18 protein-coding genes are annotated in these 19397 nt (G+C 40.9%); 10 read left to right on the top strand and 8 right to left on the bottom strand.

Going from position 1 to position 19397, the window contains the following annotated elements; all coding sequences use genetic code 11:
• Positions 1-426: 426 nt before the first annotated feature.
• Positions 427-1407, bottom strand: coding sequence for a helix-turn-helix transcriptional regulator (locus BCU84_RS08880; protein ID WP_102527732.1), 981 nt, complete (start codon positions 1405-1407; stop codon positions 427-429).
• A gap of 594 nt (positions 1408-2001) precedes the next feature.
• On the opposite strand from BCU84_RS08880, the gene BCU84_RS08875 reads away from it, so the two are divergent.
• Positions 2002-2979, top strand: a complete 978-nt coding sequence (locus BCU84_RS08875) for a DUF1852 domain-containing protein (RefSeq protein ID WP_102527780.1) — start codon at positions 2002-2004, stop codon at positions 2977-2979.
• Positions 2980-3141: 162 nt separating this feature from the next.
• On the top strand, positions 3142-4179 hold the full coding sequence (locus BCU84_RS08870; RefSeq protein ID WP_102527779.1) for a methionine synthase: 1038 nt from the start codon (positions 3142-3144) through the stop codon (positions 4177-4179).
• 103 nt (positions 4180-4282) lie between these two features.
• Here BCU84_RS08870 and BCU84_RS08865 read toward each other — a convergent pair whose 3' ends face one another.
• The 4 genes from BCU84_RS08865 to BCU84_RS08845 all read right to left on the bottom strand — a co-directional run bounded on the left by BCU84_RS08865 (position 4283) and on the right by BCU84_RS08845 (position 7983).
• Entirely contained in the window at positions 4283-5113 is an 831-nt protein-coding gene (locus BCU84_RS08865) for a sulfite exporter TauE/SafE family protein (protein WP_102527731.1), read from the bottom strand.
• Positions 5114-5425: 312 nt separating this feature from the next.
• Positions 5426-6028: a DUF1240 domain-containing protein gene (locus BCU84_RS08860; protein ID WP_241906396.1), complete on the bottom strand. Its 603-nt coding sequence runs from the start codon at positions 6026-6028 to the stop codon at positions 5426-5428.
• A gap of 5 nt (positions 6029-6033) precedes the next feature.
• Positions 6034-6957, bottom strand: a complete 924-nt coding sequence (locus BCU84_RS08855; RefSeq protein ID WP_102527730.1) for a hypothetical protein — start codon at positions 6955-6957, stop codon at positions 6034-6036.
• 261 nt (positions 6958-7218) lie between these two features.
• Complete coding sequence (locus tag BCU84_RS08845) at positions 7219-7983, bottom strand: zinc metallopeptidase (RefSeq protein ID WP_241906395.1); 765 nt, start codon at positions 7981-7983, stop codon at positions 7219-7221.
• A 159-nt stretch (positions 7984-8142) separates the two neighbouring features.
• Between BCU84_RS08845 and BCU84_RS08840 the strand changes: the two genes are divergently transcribed.
• The 4 genes from BCU84_RS08840 (at position 8143) to BCU84_RS08825 (ending at position 11576) form a co-directional block, all read left to right on the top strand.
• The gene (locus BCU84_RS08840) at positions 8143-9153 is read left to right on the top strand and encodes a nuclease-related domain-containing protein (RefSeq protein WP_102527727.1); all 1011 of its coding nucleotides are present in this window, start codon (positions 8143-8145) and stop codon (positions 9151-9153) included.
• A gap of 87 nt (positions 9154-9240) precedes the next feature.
• Positions 9241-9486, top strand: a complete 246-nt coding sequence (locus BCU84_RS08835; RefSeq protein WP_241906394.1) for a GntR family transcriptional regulator — start codon at positions 9241-9243, stop codon at positions 9484-9486.
• 417 nt (positions 9487-9903) lie between these two features.
• Positions 9904-10146: a hypothetical protein gene (locus BCU84_RS08830; protein ID WP_102527726.1), complete on the top strand. Its 243-nt coding sequence runs from the start codon at positions 9904-9906 to the stop codon at positions 10144-10146.
• A gap of 59 nt (positions 10147-10205) precedes the next feature.
• Positions 10206-11576 carry a hypothetical protein gene (locus BCU84_RS08825; protein WP_102527725.1) on the top strand — a complete coding sequence of 457 codons (1371 nt, stop codon included), beginning with the start codon at positions 10206-10208 and terminating at the stop codon, positions 11574-11576.
• Between the two features lie 243 nt (positions 11577-11819).
• Here the strand turns inward: BCU84_RS08825 and groL are convergent, their stop codons facing one another.
• Complete coding sequence (groL, locus tag BCU84_RS08820) at positions 11820-13463, bottom strand: chaperonin GroEL (protein ID WP_102527724.1); 1644 nt, start codon at positions 13461-13463, stop codon at positions 11820-11822.
• Between the two features lie 49 nt (positions 13464-13512).
• Positions 13513-13803 (bottom strand): co-chaperone GroES, encoded by a 291-nt coding sequence (locus tag BCU84_RS08815; protein ID WP_055022857.1) that lies wholly within the window; start codon positions 13801-13803, stop codon positions 13513-13515.
• A gap of 224 nt (positions 13804-14027) precedes the next feature.
• On the opposite strand from BCU84_RS08815, the gene BCU84_RS08810 reads away from it, so the two are divergent.
• A complete protein-coding gene (locus BCU84_RS08810; protein ID WP_102527723.1) occupies positions 14028-15419 on the top strand; it encodes an MATE family efflux transporter in 1392 nt (463 codons plus the stop codon).
• Between the two features lie 158 nt (positions 15420-15577).
• A complete protein-coding gene (locus BCU84_RS08805) occupies positions 15578-15940 on the top strand; it encodes a hypothetical protein (protein WP_102527722.1) in 363 nt (120 codons plus the stop codon).
• 212 nt (positions 15941-16152) lie between these two features.
• Here BCU84_RS08805 and BCU84_RS08800 read toward each other — a convergent pair whose 3' ends face one another.
• Positions 16153-16776, bottom strand: a complete 624-nt coding sequence (locus BCU84_RS08800) for an FxsA family protein (protein ID WP_102527721.1) — start codon at positions 16774-16776, stop codon at positions 16153-16155.
• Between the two features lie 369 nt (positions 16777-17145).
• On the opposite strand from BCU84_RS08800, the gene cutA reads away from it, so the two are divergent.
• A complete protein-coding gene (cutA, locus tag BCU84_RS08795; RefSeq protein ID WP_102527720.1) occupies positions 17146-17469 on the top strand; it encodes a divalent-cation tolerance protein CutA in 324 nt (107 codons plus the stop codon).
• Positions 17466-19328: a protein-disulfide reductase DsbD gene (locus tag BCU84_RS08790; protein ID WP_102527719.1), complete on the top strand. Its 1863-nt coding sequence runs from the start codon at positions 17466-17468 to the stop codon at positions 19326-19328. The genes cutA and BCU84_RS08790 overlap by 4 nt, the downstream gene beginning before the upstream one ends.
• Positions 19329-19397 lie beyond the last annotated feature (69 nt).

The following is a 19397-nucleotide window of genomic DNA, read 5'->3' as shown; positions in this document are numbered from 1 at the left end:
TGCAAAGCTAATAGATCTTATAGATGATTAAATCAATAAAACCTTAATTAGCAGAACAATTATCAATAAGTGTTAACTAGGGCGTGTTGTTCATTACGGGTTGAGTTTTGTTCGAGATAAAACCGATTAAGCGCGGCGAGTGAATTGCCGCCTAGCAATTTAAGCCCTCTTTGTTCGCAAAAAACGCTCAACAATGCAGAATCCGATTTAGCCGCCCCCTACGGGCAGCGTTTGTTGTCCATTTTTACGACGTTATCGGCTTTATTATGCAGAATAAAATGTGTTGTGCGCAGAAGAGGTTTACCCTTGGCGATTTACTCTGGGTTTCTTTCGGCGCATTAACTTCGTACCCTGATTTCCCAGGCCTTATTTCCCACACCTTATTTCCCACGTCTTGTTTCCCACATATTAATTCCCACGTATTAATTAAGGCGTGTCTTTGTGAAGTAATTCCATCAAGCCAACGAGTGCGGCAAACAGTACGGCGCCAACAGGCCAAATAATCCAAGTGATACCCCAAGCCATTGTCCAAAAGCTCCAGCCAAGATAGATAGCAATCAGCAAGGGCCAATAAAATCCAGCCAACTTCTCCGCTCGTTTAGTACGTCTAGTTGTCTCTGTCTCTTTAACGGCTTCTTTCAATACATTGCTATAGGCATCATATTTTGCTGAAACCGGTAAAATAATGAATAGGCCAACTGCAATGATAAAAAGCAGTACATCTATCATTAATAAAACGATATCTTGCTCAAAAGAAAAAATACTCACGCACAGCAGCGGAACAAAGCTAACAATAAAACAGAAGATACCTACAGATAAACGCAAATTATAAGCCGGTCTAAACTGTTTACGCTTTTCATGAAACACGCTGTGAACACCATAAGCGAGTTCAAATGGTTCATCTTCTATCGCCGCTATTTCATCTTGATATTGGTTTGTCTTGATAAAAAAGCTCACTCCAACTGACACCAAAATCAACACACTCACAATACCCAATGCCGCTGCGATATCACCCGTCATGTTTAATCGATTCGTTTCCGCCATCGCCATAAAGAAAAATAACGGCATTGCAGAACACACACACAAAACCACGCCTTTAGAAACAAGATTCGTCATTGCGATTTTATGCTCAACATACTCAGTCGCTTGCTCTAGGGTAATATGGTTAATGCCTGGTTCTTTGGCTTCCGTAGCAACTTCAAATTCCTCGTTCTCATCCTTTAGTAAGAAGTCTGTAGACACATCAAAAATCTGTGAAAGCATAATGATTTTATTTAAATCAGGAATGCTATTTGCCCCTTCCCATTTAGAAACAGACTGACGAGAAACATTCATTTTCTCAGCCAACTCTTCCTGCGACCAGCCCAGTTTCTTCCTTAATCTAATAATCTTATCTGCAAGTATCATTAGCGAGTCCTTTTAATCAATAATTGAGCAGCAAGCATAAGAAATCAGGCAGTTGCTCACTAGCAAGCCAGCTTGTTAATCTGTCAACCAGCAGTTGCGTTATTGATTATTAAGCCATATTTCAGCCATTTTTTGTATCTAATCGCTAAATAAGCACAGAATCTGAAACACGGTGCAAAATACTCTTCCACCCTATCGATATTAAAAAGCCCCGACATCTTATGCTGTCGAGGCGCTCAAATCTTGTCGCTTTATCCCTTCAGGTGACAAATCAGCAAGCATCATTTCAGGCATGGTTAACCAATATCGTGGCCACTAATTCAAACAAGTTACGCCTACCCTGACAGCTCCCATTATTAGCGTTTTAATACCGCGCTATCTCAGCCATTTTCTTCACTTAAAACTCAACATGAATAGCGCTCATGTTGTAGCGGAAATTTAATCAATTTTCATCAAGTAATGAAACACGTATAAATCAAACACAGCTTAGAAAAACTTGAAACTGCTGACTGGCAGTTATCAAAAAGCAGCAAAATACTAAAAATATTAACCAATATTCAGCTTTGATTACACAAGATGGGTTACCAGAACATCATGAATAACGAATTTACTTTTACGATTAAAAACATCTGTCTCGATGAGAACTACCAGCCATCAGACAGTACCCGTATTACCACTAACTTTGCTAATTTGGCCAGAGGTGAGAGCCGCCAACAGAACTTACGTAATGCGTTAAAAATGATTGATAATAGTTTTAATGCGTTAGCTTACTGGGACAACCCAAAAGCTGACCGATATTCAGTTGAACTTGAAATTGTCTCTGTTGATATGGAAATTGAAAACAGTGGCCAGACGTTTCCCTCCATTGAAGTATTAAAAACCCATATTATTGATCATCAAACCAACGAGCGTATTGAAGGCATAGTCGGCAATAACTTCTCATCTTATGTCCGTGATTATGACTTTAGCGTATTGCTGTCTGAGCATAATAAAGGCCAGAGCCAATTTAGCATTCCTGATACCTTCGGCGACTTACACGGCAAGCTGTTCAAGTATTTTGTTAATTCAGATACCTATATACAGCACTTTAAAAAAACACCCGTAATATGCCTGAGTGTGTCAGACAACAAAACCTATCAGCGCACGGGCAATCAACACCCATTATTAGGCTATGAATACCAGCCTAATGAGTCATCGTTAACCGAGCAATATTTCAAAAAGATGGGTCTACAAGTGCGCTATTTTATGCCGCCTAAAAGTGTGGCGCCTTTAGCATTCTATTTCTTTGGAGATTTACTCAATGATTACAGCAATCTTGAGTTAATTAGCACCATCAGCACCATGGAGACGTTTCAAAAGATATACCGACCTGAAATTTATAACGCGAATGCCGTGGCAGGTAACTGTTACCAACCTAACTTGAGCAATCAAGATCACTCTATCACTCAGATTGTTTATGACCGAGATGAGCGCAGTAAATTAGCCATTAAACAGGGTAAATTTGCCGAGGAGTACTTCATCAAACCGTATCAAGCCATTCTAGAACAATGGTCTGCGAGCTACTCGCTTTAATCGGCAGTGCTATTAACAAACACATGAATAATCAAGTGCATAAATAACTAGTACATGAATAACCCGCACCAATAACAAGTGCTAAAACAAGTACATGAATAAACAATCGCAATCGAAACAATTTTAGCCAAACGGACAGCAGCTCTTATGACGACGAATACAGTGAAAACATTACTGCCAACATCAACGGCTGGCAGTTTACCTAAACCTTCATGGCTGGCAGAACCAGAAGCGCTATGGTCACCTTGGAAATTACAGGGTCAAGAGTTGATTGACGGTAAGCACGATGCGCTGCGTTTGTCGCTGCATGAGCAACAACAAGCGGGTATTGATATCGTCAGTGATGGCGAACAAACCCGCCAACACTTTGTGACCACCTTTATTGAGCACCTAACGGGTGTCGATTTTGAACAGCGTAAAACCATTAAAATTCGTGACCGTTATGACGCCAGCGTTCCAACAGTAGTCGGTGCGGTTTCTCGGCCAAAGTCAGTGTTTGTTGAAGACGCAAAAATACTGCGACAACAAACCAATCAACCGATCAAATGGGCGCTACCTGGCCCTATGACCATGATTGACACTCTTTATGATGCCCATTATCAAAGCCGTGAAAAACTGGCTTGGGAGTTTGCCAAAATTCTTAACCAAGAAGCCAAAGAGTTAGAGGCCGCAGGCGTTGATATTATTCAATTTGATGAGCCTGCATTTAATGTATTTTTTGACGAAGTGAATGAATGGGGTATTGCTTGTTTAGAGCGAGCCATTGAAGGGCTTAAGTGTGAAACAGCGGTGCATATTTGCTATGGCTACGGCATAAAAGCCAACACAGATTGGAAAAAGACCTTGGGCTCAGAGTGGCGCCAATATGAGCAGGCTTTTCCTAAGCTGCAACAATCTAATATCGATATTATATCGCTGGAATGTCACAACTCCCATGTGCCCATCGAACTGCTTGAGCTTATTCGCGGTAAAAAAGTCATGGTCGGCGCTATTGATGTCGCTAGCAACAGCATTGAAACACCAGAAGAAGTCGCCAACACCTTACGTGAAGCGCTTAAATACGTCGATGCTGATAAGCTGTACCCATGCACTAACTGCGGCATGGCGCCGTTATCTCGTGATGTCGCAAGAGGAAAGTTACAAGCATTAACAGCAGGGGCTGATATTGTTCGAAAGGAACTATCAATGAGCGAACGATAAAAGCGTAAACCCCGAGTTAGAAAGGCTAATGGTAAGTGCTTAACCTGAGCACTTACACAATCCTCCTAAAGTGAGAAGCTAAACAGACAGCTAAATAAACAAGTTATAGAAAAGGTTGTATCAACATACGCAACCCCGTAAAGAGTAATACCAAAGCAAAGATCTTCTTCAATTTAGCAGCATCCAGTTTTGCCCCGAGCGATGCACCAACCGGCGCAAATAACACCGTCAAAGGGACAATACACATAAAGCCAAATAGGTTAACTAGACCCAATGTCCCAGCTGGCGCATCGCTTGGAGTGATCCCCAATATCAGCATAGTCAGTGCTGCAGGCAATGAAATAATGAGCCCAATCGCCGCAGCCGTGCCAACAGCCTTATGCGCAGGATAATTAAATAACGTCAGTAATGGCACAGAAATAGTACCGCCGCCAATACCCACCATCGAGCTAAAAAAGCCAATTGAAGTGCCCATCATCGTTTGGCCCGCTTTGCCGGGTAATTGTTGAAAAAGCGCAGACTTCCCCGTTCTCAATAACATGTTTAATGCTGATAAAGTTGCAATGATGGCAAACATCGCCGTCAAGATAGCGCCATCAACACGCGTCACAAGCCAACTCCCCAGTAAAACGCCGAGCAGAATAAATCCTCCCCAACGCTTCAGCAGTTCAAAATCGACATTGCCTTTTTGATTATGAGAACGAATCGAACTCACCGAGGTTGGCACTATGGTTGCCAGCGAGGTAGCAGTCGCAACCAACATAGCTGATTCAGCTGACACCCCAAAACCTTGAAACAAAAAATACAGTACAGGCACAATAACGATGCCGCCTCCTACACCCAACAAGCCCGCTAAAATGCCCGCTACGACACCAGTGGCAGCCAAAGCAATAATGGTAGACAGGTTTGCTGTTATAAATTCAATAATATTCATGCTCGTCGACTTCAATTTGTTTATTGTGACAATTCAACTAATTGTAAATAAACAGACTTAGTTGATGAATTGAATTGTATTCATCAATACATGAATCCAATTCAACATGAGTGGATAAGAGAAGAGCTGACATGTTGGGTTAGATTTACTTCATGATGATTTACAACATCCAGCAACTAAAAAGCCCGATACCTTTTAAGTATCGAGCTTTCAATTATCACCTTCATAATATGAATAAGATGAAGCGATATGATTCGATAGATTTTTACTCTGTTCCTGGTGAACCCTCTGCTATTTAACCCAAGCAAACCTTCAAAGGCCATTAATATAGCCTTCACGCACTTGCTTAGCTTCTGCAATAAACATTTCAAGTTCGGCTAGTGTTGGTGCAGTACCTTCTATATTGTAATCTTCAAAGAACTCTTCAATATCACTGCGTATTAATGAACCAGACTGCAAACATAACGTCTCGTTTTTCAACCATACATCAGGGGCTCGAAATGAAGGGCCTGTGTACCAGGAACAATAACTATAACCTTTGGATGTAAGTTTATTCTCTACGTAATAATTAAATAAAAACACACTAATGAAGAATATTGGTAGAACTATAGCAATACCTTTTATAAAGTACTCAGTGGCTAATTTAGGGCAAAAGTTAGTTAACCTTTGAATCGAAGCGAGCAAAAAGAAACAAAATGGAATTAAAAGCAAAATTAACGGTACTCTACCGCTATTTTCTTTAATAAAAATGGAATCTCCAATATTTGACATTATCCTAACTTCGCTATCAAAAACATTAGCTATTGCCATGCAAATAAACGCAATCAAAAATGGAAGCACTATACATAGAGCAACTTCTTTAGGTTGCAGTTCTGAAAGCTTTTTTTCTGCTCGCTTCCACTCAATCAACTTCATAATAACTATCGCCCAAACTCTAATTGTGGAATACCTAAAAATCGACTCAATACTCTATAGGGGTTTTCCTGATATTGTTTACTGACTTTGATCAACTTATTTTTCTCACTAAGTAAACCACTATTCAAACTCTTCTCTAGCTGAGTTAATTCAACTACAAGAAAATTAGTATATTGAGAAGTATCAGAAAAGCTATAAGCGAAAACAACTCCAACAGCAACAACAACTAGAAGTGGCGTAATAGCCGCCCCAGCTATAACACTTCCCGTAAAAATTCCAATTCCGGTTATAATAGCTTGGCTGGTTACAATAGCAGCTCCTGCCACAGCCATATCTATAGCTATCCCTGCGACAAAGTGATGCCAAGTAGCATTATCATTAAGTACCTGCTCTACAAAATGAAATGCAACAGAAAACACGATACTTACGACAAAGCCACCCTTAATCGCTTTATTAGCACTAAGTTTACCGACTCCGATGGTAAATAGCTTTGGATTGCTGGCAAGGTAGCGGGTACCGCTTAAGTGCCCCTGAAGGCCAGGGTAACTATTAATGAATACAGCGGGGGCATTACCATAGACTTTGATTTTAAATTTGCCAAACACATTACCTTGACGTTTCATCTCTGTGGCCAAAACAGTAAGTGCCGCCACATCATCAAGAACAGGATATAGACCTCCTGCAGTCTTTAACTTATCTTTATGCTTAGCCCAAATAGCTGGGCGCGAGTTATGCTTTGCTAACAGTGCATCAAGTGATTCTACTGCTTCCACTCGAGTCATTCCCTGCTTCATTTTTATCGATATGACATAATCAACAAACTCAGCTGAGCTCATCTGAATCAGGGTGTGATTATTGCCTGATAATAGGCTCTTGATTTGATGTTGACGTTGTCTCTCGGCAATTGCCCGACGAGCATAAGCTGACATAATACAATCCTTTTATGTGTAATCATTCCATTGATGCAATGCCTCTTATTTTACTGAGTTGAACGCAGTTGTATATTATCAATAAGAATAGTTTTTCCATCAAAAACTGCCCCGTCACAGAGGTGGACGGTGATGATGATGGCATCCCTTGTGAAAGACTGTGGTGTAATTGAATTTCGTGAATAGTTGAAGTGTTAACTCTGACCTGGTTTACTCGACTTATTTCAGATAGCCGACCACACTGCTCTTTGATAAAAGCTATTAGCGACGCAGCACCGCTATCCAGCGGCCAAGATTGAGTAAGCTGGCCAACGAGCCAGCCACGTAGGTTAGCGCCGCCGCTTTGAGAATCTTCTCCGCATGCTTTAGGTCACCGTCGTGCAGGTAGTTACCCTCTTTTAGTATGGGCAGCGCCTTGCCATAACTGGCGTCAAACTCCACCGGCAAGGTCACCAGATGCACAACAGTGCTTAACCCCATCGACAGCACGCCGATTAATATGGTCAACGCGCCAGCCTGCGGTATACGGGTGAGAATAAAGACCACTGGCGCCGCGAGCATCATCATGCCGGCAATACGCTCACCGACCATCGCGGTTCTAGCCAGCTTCTGTCGCATCAAAAACAAAGACTCGCCGCGAGAATCCTGCAGAGCATGCCCAACCTCGTGGGCGGCGACAGTCACTGCAGTCAGGGAGTAACCGGAATAGTTATCCGGCGAAAGGCGAACAGTCTTAGCCCCGGGATCATAATGATCGCCGTCAGGCGTCTCTTCAACCTTTACGTCATTTAGGCCAAAACGATCTAGAATATGGCGAGCAAGTTCACCACCGCTACCTTGATGACGGTAGCGATCAGTGGGCTGTTGGTACTTGCTCATGATGTGCTTAACCCACAAGCCAGGCAAGAAAACACAGCCCGCAATGACAATAATTAGAATGATCCATAACATGAAAACCAGTATGCCATAATCCTTGGTATAACTCTCACGGCATTTAAAGCCACTACACCACAATATTAATGGCATAGTTACCACTTGAATAATCAAACAGCTTTATGATCATCATAACTATAAGGAATGAAGTTTTAACTTACTTTATAGGAAATCATTTTATCGCTTTCAAACCCAGTTTATGAGTATTATAGTACTGATTATTATCAAGTTATGAATGGATGCTGTTGATAAATGATTCTCAAAACGAAAACCCTGCAAAACACCACTTCACCGCAAGCGATAGCGGGTCAAAAACAAGAGCAAAACGTGGCCTTCTTTTTACGCCGCGCCTTTAAAGACAACCCCGAAATACTGGTGATCAATGATTTCAAATTTAGTTTTAATGATGAAGTCGCCCAAATCGATCACTTGATCGTTTACCCCTATGGCTTTGTATTAATCGAATCAAAAAGCATTAAAGGCCATGTAAAGGTCAATCAGCAACAAGAATGGACTCGCAGCTATAACAACCAATGGACAGGCATCCCCTCACCCATCAAGCAGGTAGAGTTACAGCAAACCCTGCTTAAAGAATTACTCAAGCACCATAAAAGTGAAATGTTAGGAAAAGTGCTAGGCCTTCAACAAGGATTTAATGGCCGTTGTTGGGATCATCTCTGCGTAGTATCAAGTGATGCGGTTATTGATAGAAACACCATGCCGAAAAAAGTGTCTGACAAGTTAGTCAAATCTGAGTTTTTGGTGGATAAACTCAACGAAATAATGAAACTAAGAAATAAATTTTTACGGCTGGTCAATATTGAGGTTTCAAGACCTGATTTTAATCAAGAAGAACTCGACTCAATCGGTCAGTTCATCATAAGCCAGCATATCGATGGCAATAACCAAGCAAGTGCAGTGGTCGCTAAAGCCCCTGAGCCACTACAACAAGCACAACAACCAGTGCCAAAGCCAATACAACAGCAACAAACTCAAACAACAGCTCACAGCAATACCCCATTAGCAGACACTCAATCAGCAGCTCAAGCGAACCTAAGTTGTAAACATTGCGGTGAATCAACAAATTACATTCCAATGTACGGTAAGTTTGGTTACTACATTAACTGTAACCAATGCACTAAAAATACACCAATGAAACAGCCCTGTCCGCAGTGCCAAAGTAAAAATACTAGAGTCACCAAACGCAGTGAAACATATACCCTGCACTGCCAAAATTGCAGCGCAGAAAATCAGTTGATTTGAATGTTGTGGGGAATTACAGGAGGTTGAAAAGTTTACTCTGCCTCTACTTATTCGAAATTAATTATAGTAATTACATTGGGAACTAAAATGACAGTAGAGACAATAAGATTTGAAAAAATGCTTGAGTCAGATCCTGCACTTAAAGAGTTAGTTGGATACCTTAAAATCAACTTTAATGTTGGAGAGAAACTTCCAAGTGAAAGAGACTTAGCAGAACTGATTATAGGATATAGTCGCCAAAAAATTAGAGAGGCTCTTATTCGTTTAGAATGTTTTGGTTACGTTGAAATCAGTCATGGGAAAGCAAGCATATTATTAACAGAATTGAGCTAGAGTAAAAATGTCTGTGCAAAATTTATTGAAACAACTCTTAAGCAGCTAAAATCAGAAAGCCCCGATACCGTTAGGTATCGGGGCTTTCAATTTTCTATGCTTTAAGCTTTAAAAAGCTTTAGACCAGCAATCAATTGTGCAATTGGGGTGTAGGATAAATTGGGTTAGGTCAGAATAAAGTTTACTCTGACCCTGACGGATCCCACTTGACGGAACCCACTTATTTATGACCCCACTTACTTTAAGATCAGAGTCTAATACCTCCATTTTTACACCTTAGAATAAAAAATAATCTAAAAATATTGCTATATATAAAAAAATGTTGATAATATTGCGACTTCACAACAAAAAATTTAGCGGCTTCGCCTTGGAAGATTTAGTCTACAATTGTAAATGTGAAATAAAAAAGGATAAATTATGCCAACAATTCTAATCATCCTGACTGTAATTGGTTTTACTATTGCTGCAAATATTTTTATTTCAGCCTTCTGGAATCATAACCAGCGTAACAAGATGAAAAAGAAAGAAAGTGATTTGCGTAAAGCTGGCATCACTCCGTATGGTTCAACGTTATCACACGGAATGTGTATTGACACTAGAACAAATAAGTTAATTTCAGACCAAAAAGAATCAATCATGTGGTATAAGAGATTGATTTAATAATAAGAGTCACCGGAAAAGCTCACTATTAAGTGAGCTTTTTTTGTTTTGAGGGAAATATGAATTACACCCATATAGGCTGGACGCCTTGTATCAATGGTCATTTAAATTTTGGCCTTATGACCCCTGGTATTTTTGGCAGTTTTACTAACAGTACCGTTGCTGATAAAAAAAGAACGACCATTAATTATGGTTATAAATATCAAGATGATCACCATGCCAGAAGGATTATTCTTCAGTCTAAAGTTGATTGGAAAGACACTAAAAATGCACTGAGCGATGGCGAGTTCAGAGTCATTTTAACTGCAGAAGCTAACGAATCTAATAACCTTGATAATCGAAGTATTAAGGGCTCTGTTTACATTTATCCAAGAAATAGCGAGCCATCAAAAGTTGATGATAAAATTGACTTACCTTGGTTTAACCTTATTCACCCTGCAGATAAAACTCTTACTGCATACAGGGAACAGGAACAAAGTACTAAGACTGCAGAGTCGTGGCAAAAAGTTCAAGAACAACTAAATAAAGCTTTTGAAAGCCTAGAACAGGCCTTCATTAATGAACATCCCATAAAAGAACATTACTATAAAATTAACTTTACAGTTAACAGTAGAGGGATCACCTCACTTCTCAGCGACAATTGCCAAGATAAAACCACAGAATATATCATTTTAAGACAAGCTTTTTACTATATTAAATACTCTTTACATTCGCATAAGCACCATCATGCTGAAGAGGACTCACTAACTACTATTATTCAAAAAAATACGAGTGACACCGAGAAGGATGAAGTAGGTCTACGCTTGATCGGGCAATTGAAAAGAGAATTAACAAGTATAAAAAGAACGTACTCAAGTGGAGGCAGTAAGGTTTTTTGTGATGAACAAGGAATTATCGCCTACATGAACTCATTTTATACTTCATTGCATAAAGATCAGTATCTATCTGATGAACTTTATAAAAGAGAGATTATTTATTTAGAATCAATGAAATCATCGTTTAATGTGCAGACGAATAAACAAAATCAAAAAGATCATAAAACAGTTGAAATAAAGAATACTTATCGAACAGTTTTAGCATTAACTCTTTCTGGAATCTCAATTTTATGGCTAACTGTACTACAACATTTCACTCTATTCTCTGAAAATACAGTCAACTCTACTCCATTGGAATTCATTGAAAGTATCATAGTTTTTATCACTATATTTGTTTGCTTGATTTTCACTTATGTTACACAAGTAAATAGAACAATTGAAAACACTTTGGACACTGAAGGTCTGAGAACTTGGGTTGAGCAATACTACGTAACTCAGGATGATGATTTTAAAAAGCAATATCGATATAAAAAACTGCAAGCTATATCAATAGCATTAATAACTGCACTGATATTTTTTGGAGGCCCATTACTAGTAAAGGCTTTAATCATATGATTAACTAAGACAAAATCAGCTTTTATTAGCCTTTCACTTTTATATGCTAAAAAGCCCCGATACCGTTAGGTATCGGGGCTTTCAATTTCTTTTGCAACAAATTTGGCTTCAGCTTTGAGCTATAAACCGCAGATGTTTTTGCGCAGGATAAAACGTTTAGTACAAGGCGCTGCGAGCGTAGCATACGTTGTTTGTATGTGAGCGAGCAGCAACGCCGTAATCAACGTTTTAGACCAGCAAAAATTACATCATGCCGCCCATTCCACCCATACCACCGCCCATGCCGCCCATATCTGGCGCTGCAGCGTCTTGTGGAATTTCAGCTACCATTGCTTCAGTCGTAATCATTAGACCTGCAATTGATGCGGCAAACTGTAGTGCACTACGGGTTACTTTAGTTGGGTCAAGAATACCCATCTCTAGCATGTCACCGTAAGTGTCGTTACCCGCGTTGTAACCGTAGTTACCTGTGCCGTTTTTAACTGTGTTAGCCACAACTGACGCTTCTTCACCTGCGTTAGTTGCGATTTGACGTAGAGGCGCTTCCATTGAACGTAGTGCGATAATCACACCGTGTTTTTGGTCTTCGTTGATCACTTCAACTTCAGAGATTTTAGAAGCAACACGTACTAGTGCAACCCCACCGCCAGGAACAACGCCTTCTTCTACTGCTGCGCGAGTTGCATGTAATGCATCTTCTACGCGAGCTTTTTTCTCTTTCATTTCAACTTCAGTCGCTGCGCCAACTTTGATTACTGCAACACCGCCAGCTAACTTAGCCATACGCTCTTGAAGTTTTTCTTTGTCGTAGTCAGAAGTTGATTCTTCAACTTGAATCTTGATTTGCGAAACGCGGCCAGAGATTTGCTCTTGCTCGCCGTTACCATCGATGATGGTGGTGCTGTCTTTAGTGATAACAACACGCTTAGCTGTACCTAAATCTTCTAGGGCTGCTTTTTCAATCTCTAGACCGATTTCTTCAGCGATAACAGTACCGCCAGTAAGAATCGCGATGTCTTGAAGCATTGCTTTACGACGGTCACCAAAGCCAGGTGCTTTAACAGCAGCCACTTTAACGATACCGCGCATGTTGTTGACAACTAATGTTGCTAATGCTTCGCCTTCAACGTCTTCTGCAACGATAAGCAATGGCTTACCTGTTTTAGCTAACGCTTCTAGGATTGGTAATAATTCACGGATGTTAGAGATTTTCTTATCAACTAATAAGATAAATGGTGCATCTAACTCAACGCTGCCAGTTTCTGGCTTGTTGATGAAGTATGGTGATAGGTAACCACGGTCAAACTGCATACCTTCAACAACGTCTAATTCGTTTTCAAGCGCTTGGCCTTCTTCAACGGTAATAACGCCTTCTTTGCCAACTTTTTCCATTGCAGTTGCAATGATTTCGCCGATTGATTCGTCAGAGTTAGCAGAAATAGTACCAACCTGTGCAATGGCTTTAGAATCTGAACACTCTTGAGAAAGCGCTTTAAGTTCAGCAACAGCAGCAATTACTGCTTTGTCGATGCCGCGCTTAAGATCCATTGGGTTCATACCAGCAGCAACTGCTTTTAGACCTTCAACCACGATTGATTGTGCTAATACTGTTGCAGTAGTTGTACCGTCACCAGCAGCATCATTGGCTTTAGAAGCAACTTCTTTCACCATTTGTGCGCCCATGTTTTCGAACTTGTCTTCTAGTTCGATTTCTTTCGCTACCGATACACCATCTTTAGTGATTAGCGGTGAGCCAAAGCTTTTGTCTAAAACAACGTTACGACCTTTAGGGCCTAAAGTTACTTTTACTGCGTTAGCAAGAATGTTGACGCCGTTTAGCATTTTAACGCGGCCGTCACTGCCAAATAATACTTCTTTTGCTGACATTTTCATGTTCCTTAAAATTTGTTGATTGAAAGCGATTTAATGGCGCGGATTAACCTACAACTGCCATTAAGTCTGATTCAGATAAGATAAGTACTTCTTCACCATCAATCTTTTCTTTCTTCACGCCGTAGCCTTCGTTGAAAATCACTACGTCGCCTACTTTAACGTCAAGCGCTTTCACTTCGCCGTTTTCTAAGATGCGACCATTGCCTACAGCTAGGATTTCACCACGTGTTGATACTTCTGCAGCACTACCAGTTAATACGATGCCACCAGCTGAAGTTGACTCAACCTCTAAACGTTTTACGATTACGCGGTCATGTAATGGACGAATATTCATCTACGGACTCTCCTAATGATTGCTGCCCACAAACGAGGCGGTTTTAAACAAATGATAAGGGCATTTACCCTTTGATGTTTGATATATGGGGGTTGATGATCACAGTTCCAAGGGTATTTATAAAAAAACTGCGATTTTTTTGTAAAATTTGTCGCTAGTATTTATTAAACGATAATGAATACTGATAGAATTTGTCTCCCGTTTTCGTGTTTAAGTCCAAATTGATGAATGATAAACATGGGTTGCTCAGCGCACCAATAGGTCGTGTGCTTTTCAATATGAGCCTCCCCAACCTTATCGGTATCCTCACCATTTATGGTGGCAGCCTTATAGATACATTCTTCATTAGTCAGTTAGGTACTGATGCGCTTGCTGCTGTCAGTTTCACTTTCCCTGTCGCCATTGTGTTTGCCAGTATCGCCATTGGTATTGGCGCTGCCACATCGACTAACCTTTCTCGATTGATTGGAGCGGGCAATACAACCAAAGCTAAAAGCTTCTTATTTGACGCTATGCTGCTGACCTTCATCTTGATCAGTATATTGGTCTCTATTGGCATTATGGCTATTGACCCACTGTTTACCTTGATGGGGGCAAATGAAAAAAGCTTGCCGCTGATCCACGACTATATGTTGATATGGTTTTGCAGTGCGCCGCTGTTAGTGTTGTTGATGGTGGGCAATCAAGGGATCCGCGCCACGGGTGATACTCGCTCGCCAGCGATTATTATGGCGGTAGCCGCAATTATTAACTTAATCCTCGATCCATTATTAATTTTTGGGATAGGGCCATTTCCCCGCCTTGAGATCCAAGGGGCTGCGATTGCGACCTTAGTGTCGTGGCTGGTCGCTTTTACCGTTTCGGGCTACATCCTCATTTATAAAAAACGCATTCTTGAGCTAATGACACTTTGCCGAGTTCGTATTACTGCAAATTGGAAAAAGCTCGGTCATATTGCTCGCCCTGCCGCATTAATGAATATGATGAACCCAATCGCTAATGGGGTCATATTAGCCATGCTTGCTAGAGCAGACCAAGCAGCAGTTGCCGCTTTTGGCGCAGGTATTCGCTTAGAAACCTTATTTTTAGTGGTCATAATGGCCATGACGTCATCGTTAATGCCGTTTGTGGGACAAAACTTAGGGGCTGGCCAACATAAGCGCGCCAAAGACGGCATGATGTTAGCGCTACGCTTTGCTTTAGTGTTTCAAACCTTGTTGTATATCCCGATTTACTTCAGCGGTAACACCATTGCCCAGTGGTTCAGTAGTGACCTTGCCGTTATCGATTCTTTAAGCTTTTATATTCATGTATTACCCGCAGCCTATGGGCCGTTAGCCGTAGTAATTATGTTTGCCACTTGCTTAAATGCCTACCACCGCCCAATGAAATCACTAGTGATTAACCTCGTCCGCCTATTTGTTTTGATGCTGCCTTTAGCCGCGGTTGGTTTATATCTCGGTGGAGTGAAAGGCTTGCTGATTGCATTGCCTGTAACCAATACCATCATGGGGATTGCCTGTTACATTATGGCGAGTAAACTCACTGAACCCGATTCTGCTCATCTTCACTACAACAATGACGAATTGAATAGTTCTGCTGATTCAACCTTATAGCTTGTATAAGAAGCATGGTTTACTAAGGCTGATGAATTAAGCTTAATTCATCAGCTCTTGCAGCGTTAAGGATTTAATGTTGTATTGAGTAAAATGCGACTAGCAGTAGTAAATAACAGTCGGCTGTATTAAATAAACTAAATGCCAAGGAAAGCCTCATGAGTAAGTCTGTCAATGCCACCCTATTAAATGCATTTGTTTGCCCTGGAGTTGGGCACTTATATTTAGGTAAAAAAGCCATTGGCTGGAGCATTATTGCAGCATGTTTTGTGAGCCTATGTGCCATCATGACCGTGGTCATGCAGCGCGCTCAAACCATTGCCGATGATATTGTTGCCGGCAATATTCCCCTCGATTTTTATAGCATTTATGACGCTGTGCACCAAAGTGTTACCACTAACTTACCTGCTTCACTGGATATCGCGGTATTGGTGCTATTAATCTGTTGGATTGGTGGCAGTATTAGTGCCTATATCATGGGCAAAAAAATCGATGAAGCTAATAAGCCTTCAAATCAATAAGCCTAAAAGTGAATAGACTTTAAGCAATAGCCCTTAAAATAAATAGCCCTTAAAATAAATAGCCATTAAAGCCGAATAGCTCCTTATAAACCGTCTCATTTTTACGTGTTTACTCTGTATTAACCCCCTCAAAAAACTAAAAAGCCGCTTGAGCATTATGCTTAAGCGGCTTTTTGTTATTAGAAAATAAGATTCGTAAGGTGCTAAGCTGTTTAGCGCTTGTCAGTTTTATCGCTGGCACTGTCAGTTGCAGATTGAGTATCGCTGGCTTCAGATACATCATCTTTTACTGGGGTAATATCTTTCATTTCAACCTGATGGGTTTCAGGCCTCATGTCATTCGGATCAAACTTACGCTCAAAGTCGCCATCGAAGGTATTTCTGTCATTGCGTCCTTGATCAAATGGGTTTTGGCCAAAACCTTGCTGACCAAATGGGTTCTGACCCGCTTGCCCCTGAAAACCGCCACCAGCAACCACGCGCATTTGCATACGTTTAAAGATGTAGCTCGCAATGGGTGAACGAGTAAATGGGGTTAATAGCAATAAACCAATCAAGTCAGTGACAAAACCAGGAAACAACAACAATAAACCTGCTGCAGCCAACATCATGCCTTCGACAATTTCCTTACCTGGCGCTTCACCGCGTTCCAGTTTAGATTGCACTGACATTAAGGTGCTTAAGCCTTGGCTACGCACCAATGACACACCAACTATTGCGGTTAAAAACACGAGTGCCACAGTATTCAATGGGCCAAACACATCTCCTACTGAGATCAACACTGATAACTCAATAGCAGGAACAAGAATAAAAACTAAAAACAAAACTAACAGCATGCTGGCCTCAATTATTTCATTGGGTATGAACAATATATGGGGGTAATCAGGTCTTAATTCAAGACGCATCAAAATTATTGTTATTCACAAAGGTATTTAGACCTTTTGCGGTCAAGATTTTTCGAGATAATGGTTACTACTGTTTGCTTATGACGATGTCATTAATGCTATCAGTATTAAATTAGCAACTAACGCTTACATAATTCATCTCGAAAGATTATCGGCCTCTAGTGAACTCAATGACAAAAAAACGTAAAGTAGTGCGCTATTGTTATGAATAAAAACAAATTCATAAGCTCTAGCAAGCACCTATTTTAGGTTATTAAGCTTAAGCTAACTTTAAGATAAACCAAAGATGATAAGCTCCCTATGTCAGCAAACTATTTATTAGTTATAACAACTTGTCCAGATATCGCCAGTGCAAAAAAGCTCGCAACAGCGTTAGTCAACGCTAAGGTCGCTGCTTGTGTGCAATTGTATCCTCAGGTCGAATCGGTCTATGTCTGGGAAAGTGAGGTTTGTCATAGTAGTGAAGTGGCTATGCACATAAAATGCATGGCAGATAATTATGATGCGATACAAAAAATAGTGATCGATTTGCATCCCTATGAAGTACCAGAGTTAATCGCTACGCCTATTACCCATGGCTTGCCAAATTATTTACATTGGATAAAAGAAACCTCTCAATCATGAATAAAATATTTGCGCTTATATTGACCAGCTTACTGCTGCTATCACCATTAGCACACAGTGAAGACATTTTTAGTAACAGCAACAAATTCAGCTTTTTACAAGACGAACCTGAATTAATGCCCGTTGAAGAGGCTTTCGTATTTGATTACAAGCAAGACGGTAATCGAGTCGCAGTTAACTTTGTCATAGCCGAAGGCTATTACATGTATCGTGACAAGTTGACCTTTAGCGCTGATGGCGCAGTCATTGGCGATATCGAATTGCCAAAAGGTAAAATGCACGATGACGAATATTTTGGCGAACAAGCCGTTTACTACTCTTATGTCGAGCTGCCATTGGCACTTAAAGAGGCTGCTGCTGGCTCAAAGGTGCAAGTCACCTTTATGGGCTGCGCCGAGGGTAAGCTGTGTTACCCACCTACCAAACGTGATGTAAATCTAGAAGCCGTTGCGGCCAACGATGGCAAACTTGCCAAGAAAAAAGCCATCATTGGCGATGACTACGCCGCAAAACAAGCAGCACAAAATGCCCCAGCCAACCCAGAATCACAAGCGCCAATCACGCAGCAAGATAGCTTAAGCCAAATGTTGGCTAACGACAGTCTGATGTGGACCTTAGTGATTTTCTTTGGTTTAGGCATTGGTTTAGCCCTAACCCCTTGTGTATTCCCAATGTACCCGATTTTATCAGGGATTATTGTCGGTCAAGGTAAGCAATTATCTACCGCAAAAGCCTTCACCTTATCGATGGCTTATGTTCAAGGTATGGCGATTACCTATTCGCTATTAGGCTTAGTGGTCGCTTCTGCTGGGATGAAGTTCCAGGCTGCGCTGCAGCACCCTGCTATTTTGATTTTCTTAGCAGTGATGTTTGTGCTGCTCAGTTTGTCTATGTTTGGCATGTACGAGTTACGCCTGCCGGGCAAATGGCAAGATAAAATGAACAACCTGTCGAATAACCAAAAAGGTGGCAACCTGATTGGCGTGTTCTTTATGGGCGTGATTTCAGGCTTAGTCGCTTCACCTTGTACTACCGCTCCGTTGTCTGGTGCATTGATTTATGTGGCGCAAAGCGGTGACTTACTGCAAGGGTTCTTAGCACTCTACGTATTAAGCATGGGTATGGGTGTGCCGTTACTTATTATTGGCACCTCTGGCGGTAAATTATTACCACGTGCAGGCGCTTGGATGGATATCATTAAAACCATCTTTGGCTTCTTACTGATTTCTGTGTCTATCGTAATGGTAGGTCGCATCTGGCCTGGGGTTGTCTCTGATGTACTTTGGTCGCTATGGGGCGTGGGCTTAACTGGCTACCTTATCCACCAAAACAAGCTGTCTGAGTTTAACTGGAAGCAAACCACTCGTGGCATTTTGCTTACGCTGACATTATTGGCAAGTTTCTCATACGGTTTCCAAGCGGTGATGTCTGCCATGGGGTTACAAGCGCCGTCGATCAGTAATGAAATCAATCAAAGTGCGCCTGTTAAACATGCCGAATTTAAACTGATTAAATCGGTAGATGACTTAGAAGTTGAACTGGATAAAGCCAGTATTAGCGGTAAAACCGTCATGCTGGATTTATATGCTGACTGGTGTGTGGCCTGTAAAGAGTTTGAGAACATTACCTTCGTCGCCCCTGAAGTGATGGAGCGTTTAGATCAAATGGTTTTACTGCAAGCAGATGTGACCAAAAGTGATGCAGTTGATGTTGAATTGCTCGAGCACTTCAGTGTGTTAGGACTACCAACACTCTTAATGTTCGATGAAAATGGCAATCAACGTGAAGATTTACGAGTAACGGGTTTTATGAACCCTAAACCTTTTGCTGAACACTTGGATTTATTACTTGTAAAATAATTTATAAATTTTTAACGTTATGAAAAAAGGCCAATTTATTTTTAAATTGGCCTTTTTGTTGATATAGGT

The sequence above is a fragment of the Shewanella sp. 10N.286.51.B7 genome (genome assembly GCF_002873615.1).
Taxonomy (GTDB): Bacteria; Pseudomonadota; Gammaproteobacteria; order Enterobacterales; family Shewanellaceae; genus Shewanella; species Shewanella electrodiphila.
Note: the sequence above shows the minus strand (reverse complement) of the source record. Positions and strands in the feature narration are given on the sequence as shown.

What these genes read in the sequence shown, in the direction of transcription:
- BCU84_RS08880 (WP_102527732.1), bottom strand. Translation starts at nt 1,407, where the DNA reads ATGATACTTGCAGATAAGATTATTAGATTAAGGAAGAAACTGGGCTGG.
- BCU84_RS08875 (WP_102527780.1), top strand. Translation starts at nt 2,002, where the DNA reads ATGAATAACGAATTTACTTTTACGATTAAAAACATCTGTCTCGATGAG.
- BCU84_RS08865 (WP_102527731.1), bottom strand. Translation starts at nt 5,113, where the DNA reads ATGAATATTATTGAATTTATAACAGCAAACCTGTCTACCATTATTGCT.
- BCU84_RS08860 (WP_241906396.1), bottom strand. Translation starts at nt 6,028, where the DNA reads ATGAAGTTGATTGAGTGGAAGCGAGCAGAAAAAAAGCTTTCAGAACTG.
- BCU84_RS08855 (WP_102527730.1), bottom strand. Translation starts at nt 6,957, where the DNA reads ATGTCAGCTTATGCTCGTCGGGCAATTGCCGAGAGACAACGTCAACAT.
- BCU84_RS08845 (WP_241906395.1), bottom strand. Translation starts at nt 7,983, where the DNA reads ATGCCATTAATATTGTGGTGTAGTGGCTTTAAATGCCGTGAGAGTTAT.
- BCU84_RS08840 (WP_102527727.1), top strand. Translation starts at nt 8,143, where the DNA reads ATGATTCTCAAAACGAAAACCCTGCAAAACACCACTTCACCGCAAGCG.
- BCU84_RS08835 (WP_241906394.1), top strand. Translation starts at nt 9,241, where the DNA reads ATGACAGTAGAGACAATAAGATTTGAAAAAATGCTTGAGTCAGATCCT.
- BCU84_RS08830 (WP_102527726.1), top strand. Translation starts at nt 9,904, where the DNA reads ATGCCAACAATTCTAATCATCCTGACTGTAATTGGTTTTACTATTGCT.
- BCU84_RS08825 (WP_102527725.1), top strand. Translation starts at nt 10,206, where the DNA reads ATGAATTACACCCATATAGGCTGGACGCCTTGTATCAATGGTCATTTA.
- groL (WP_102527724.1), bottom strand. Translation starts at nt 13,463, where the DNA reads ATGTCAGCAAAAGAAGTATTATTTGGCAGTGACGGCCGCGTTAAAATG.
- BCU84_RS08815 (WP_055022857.1), bottom strand. Translation starts at nt 13,803, where the DNA reads ATGAATATTCGTCCATTACATGACCGCGTAATCGTAAAACGTTTAGAG.
- BCU84_RS08810 (WP_102527723.1), top strand. Translation starts at nt 14,028, where the DNA reads ATGAATGATAAACATGGGTTGCTCAGCGCACCAATAGGTCGTGTGCTT.
- BCU84_RS08805 (WP_102527722.1), top strand. Translation starts at nt 15,578, where the DNA reads ATGAGTAAGTCTGTCAATGCCACCCTATTAAATGCATTTGTTTGCCCT.
- BCU84_RS08800 (WP_102527721.1), bottom strand. Translation starts at nt 16,776, where the DNA reads ATGCTGTTAGTTTTGTTTTTAGTTTTTATTCTTGTTCCTGCTATTGAG.
- cutA (WP_102527720.1), top strand. Translation starts at nt 17,146, where the DNA reads ATGTCAGCAAACTATTTATTAGTTATAACAACTTGTCCAGATATCGCC.
- BCU84_RS08790 (WP_102527719.1), top strand. Translation starts at nt 17,466, where the DNA reads ATGAATAAAATATTTGCGCTTATATTGACCAGCTTACTGCTGCTATCA.